Annotated in this window: 4 protein-coding genes; 2 read left to right on the top strand and 2 right to left on the bottom strand. The window is 42.1% G+C overall.

The window, feature by feature from the left end:
* Positions 1–130: 130 nt before the first annotated feature.
* Positions 131–1,309, bottom strand: a complete 1,179-nt coding sequence (locus tag PX636_RS02810) for an AI-2E family transporter (RefSeq protein ID WP_288116159.1) — start codon at positions 1,307–1,309, stop codon at positions 131–133.
* A gap of 271 nt (positions 1,310–1,580) precedes the next feature.
* On the opposite strand from PX636_RS02810, the gene PX636_RS02805 reads away from it, so the two are divergent.
* A complete protein-coding gene (locus PX636_RS02805) occupies positions 1,581–1,916 on the top strand; it encodes a type II toxin-antitoxin system PrlF family antitoxin (protein WP_149986982.1) in 336 nt (111 codons plus the stop codon).
* Between the two features lie 2 nt (positions 1,917–1,918).
* Positions 1,919–2,416, top strand: coding sequence for a type II toxin-antitoxin system YhaV family toxin (locus PX636_RS02800; RefSeq protein ID WP_149986981.1), 498 nt, complete (start codon positions 1,919–1,921; stop codon positions 2,414–2,416).
* 288 nt (positions 2,417–2,704) lie between these two features.
* On the opposite strand, the gene PX636_RS02795 is transcribed toward PX636_RS02800, so the two are convergent.
* Positions 2,705–3,070, bottom strand: coding sequence for a VapC50 family PIN domain-containing toxin (locus tag PX636_RS02795; RefSeq protein ID WP_353853448.1), 366 nt, complete (start codon positions 3,068–3,070; stop codon positions 2,705–2,707).
* Positions 3,071–3,398: the final 328 nt, after the last annotated feature.

Here is a 3,398-nt window from a genome sequence, read left to right as displayed (position 1 = left end):
AGTTAATCTACCAATATGGATATCATAACTCGATCGAGAGAGAAAAGCCAAGAACCTGCGAGAAAATTGCCGATTTATCCCGGCCAATATTAATGCTCAGATCGTCCTAGATGATGCCGTCAGTCATTCTTCAGCGAGAAACTACCTCGTTAGAGGATTCTGATTCTAGGGGGAGAGAGGATTTAATTATCCCGTATTTTGTCTCCTCTGGAGTCACTTGACGGATAACCTCCAAAGCTTCCTTAATCATTACTGCCATGGGAACCGCGACAATCACCCCCAGTAAACCGCCCACTCGCGCCCCCGTCAAGACCGAAACCAACACCCAAAAGGGATTTAACCCGGTGACACTGCCCAAAATTCGGGGAGCAATGCCGTTTTCGACAATTTGCTGCACCACTACAGCTACGGCTAAAACTTGCAGAGCTAAACCAATATCGCGCAAAGCTAGTAAAGCTGTCACCGTGACAATGCCGACAGTTCCCCCAAAAGGGATTAAGGCCATGGTGCCAATCAAGAGGCCGAATAGAAGACCAAAAGGAACTTTAATCGATAAAAATGCCGTGACTAATCCCAGGGCCATGCAGGTGGCACAAATCACCTGGCCGACAAAGTAATTCTGAAAACTTAAGCGTAGGGTTAGGGAAAACGGTTGTTGGACGGGTTTGGGCAACCATTGGATAATACTCCTCCAGATATCGGGACTGTGGAGAAGCAGATAAAAGGTGAGGATAATGGTTAGCAGCACATCAAGCACTCGCACCACGGTAAAAACGGTGAGATTAAGGGCTAAATTAACGCTTCTTCCCGCTAAAATTTGCAATTCTGCCCCTAAACGACTGTTAAACTGAGCGATAACACCATCGAAACTGATCGGAATCGGTAGATTCATCGTGTCGATTTTGGTATCTAGTTGCATCAGTTGGCGCTGTCCCGAGTCTAACCATTCTGGCAATCTGTTGACAAATTGCTGTGCTTGGGTGAAGACTAAGGGAACTAGGGTTATGCCCACGGCCACAAAAATTAAAATCGTGATCAGGGAAACCACGATCGCAGCTAAACCCCGTTTTAATCCCTGACGTTCCAACCAAGTCACCGGATAACCCAAGAGAAAAGATAGAACGGCCGCTATCAGTAAAATAACAAATAAAGATTCAAAATAGCCAAAAATTGCCGATAATGCCCAGGCATTCAGAACTATAAGTGGTGCAGCTAGAGCAATCACCAGTAAGCGAGATAAGGAATTCAGAGATTGCCACCACGTCTGAACCCAATTGCGTTTCGGGGGAACGACTTTAACTTCCACCATGAAGCCTCTTAAAGGGTTTGTTTCAATACTTGTATTCTGACAGATCGAAGCCTAACCCGCTAACTCAACGGGGGGGAAGTGGGAAGATGGGGTGTGAGATGCTGACAGGTGTAGGTTTATTACAACAACCTTATGGGTGTAACGGGGGCATCCTGCCGACATTTAAGGTGAACGCATCCGTTAGGCTGTAGACCTAGTCACTCCACACTTGACGAGACAATGCAGTTGCATTACCATCAAGATGTTTTTACAAACAGGCTGAGAGGTCGCAATGGCTGCAACGATGGCTCCATGGCCAGAATCCACTCTTACCGATCGCTATCAGACTACAATTCCCGATTCCGTTCGCAAAGCCCTTGGCTTGAATAAGCGCGATAAAATCTGCTACAACATACAGCCCGACGGCAAAGTATGGATTTCCAGGGCTGACGGGGCAGAAGAAAATGATCCGGTGCTTGGGAAATTTCTGAATTTTCTTGCACAAGATATGGAACAGAACCCTCAACATATACAGGCAATTAGTTCTAACCTAGTCAATCATGTTCAATACTTGGTCTCCGGCGTTGATCTGGATTTTGATGCACCACTTCTGGATGAGGACGAATAAGGTTGTCTATAGATCAGCCCCTAATAATTAATGGATGGAACATATTTGCTCATCCTCTGTTCCTTGAACAGTTTGAAGAACTTGTGACGCAGGTTGAAGAGCTGCGTCACAAGTTTCCTAAAGATTATAAAAGGAAAAATGTGACAAAGCGTCTAGCTGCCATAGCAAAGTTAGCCTTTGATACTATTCCTCAAGACCCAACTCGCAGTGAGTATCGACAGGGAACTGCGCTTGGAGACGATTACAAACACTGGTTTAGAGCCAAGTTTTTTCAGCAGTATCGACTGTTTTTTCGATATCATCAAGAAGGTAAAATAATTCTTTTCGCTTGGGTCAATGATGAAAACTCTAAGCGAGCTTATGAGAGTAGTACAGACGCTTATAGAGTCTTTAGAAAAATGCTGGAGACCGGTCATCCTCCTGATGATTGGAATGACCTACTCAAAGAGGCGAAAAGTACAATTAGCCGTTTACGCGAAGCTGCTGAAACCGAAATTTAATGATAGATATGTCTGGACTTCCCCATACATAAATACTAAAAAATCAACACAACCCTTACTGCAGGTCGCTTCTCAGAATAAATTGACAAGCCGTCACTGGGTACATTTTCCTTTGAAAATGGCTGTACCGTTGACTGTATCTGGAGTGGAGCGATTCCCTAGAGTTCGCTGTATAGCGATCGCTAACCTTATGGTAACAGATGCTGTCATTAATCTCTAGAGTCAGCGATTCCCTCTGTAGCCATGTTTAGATAGCTAGTACATTTACACTGGAGAAGTTCAGTTATATCAAAGAATTTTAGTTATCTTTTGACAAAAATTAGATAAATTAGCTTTTTTATCTAAAAACTCTAGTAATTCAGCTAGAGATTTTTGAGGATTTTTATATTTCTTGACTTGCCTATTTAGACTGAATTTAATTTCTTCGGGATATTCATCAAACAAATTACTTAAAAAAGTATCAGGAGATTGAGCCTTTATACCCCAAGTTTCTAAAGCTGACATTGAAAAATCGGGAAGATTATTAGTTAAAATTAGATTAGCTTTAGCCATAACAGCAGTTGCTAGAACATGACGGTCTTTTAAGTCATTTGTCATTAACTCAATTAAACCAGATGGCAGTTCAATCATGGCTTCGGGAAAAGCTGCTTTCATTATCTCCACTAAATTAAGGGCTTTTATTGAAGTTATATTATATCGATTAATCAGATTGCGGGTTGTTTCTTCTAAAATTAATTTCGACCAGTAAGGGGAGTATAAACCTCGCCAAGCAATTGATAATCAACTATCGCGTAAATACTGAGGAATAAGAACACAAGCATCTAAAACAACCCTAGGCTCTACTGTCATCTAGGTTTAATTCCTCATCTTTTCTGTATAGTCCTTCCGCTTCAGTCATGGCTACAAGGTTATTTAAAATTTGTTCTCTTTCTCGATATTTTTCCTCTTTATATATTAGCAAATCTTCTCGTTTTATCCGTCT

The sequence above is a fragment of the Microcystis sp. M53598_WE2 genome (assembly GCF_030067735.1).
Classification (GTDB): Bacteria; Cyanobacteriota; Cyanobacteriia; order Cyanobacteriales; family Microcystaceae; genus Microcystis; species Microcystis aeruginosa.
Note: the sequence above shows the minus strand (reverse complement) of the source record. Positions and strands in the feature narration are given on the sequence as shown.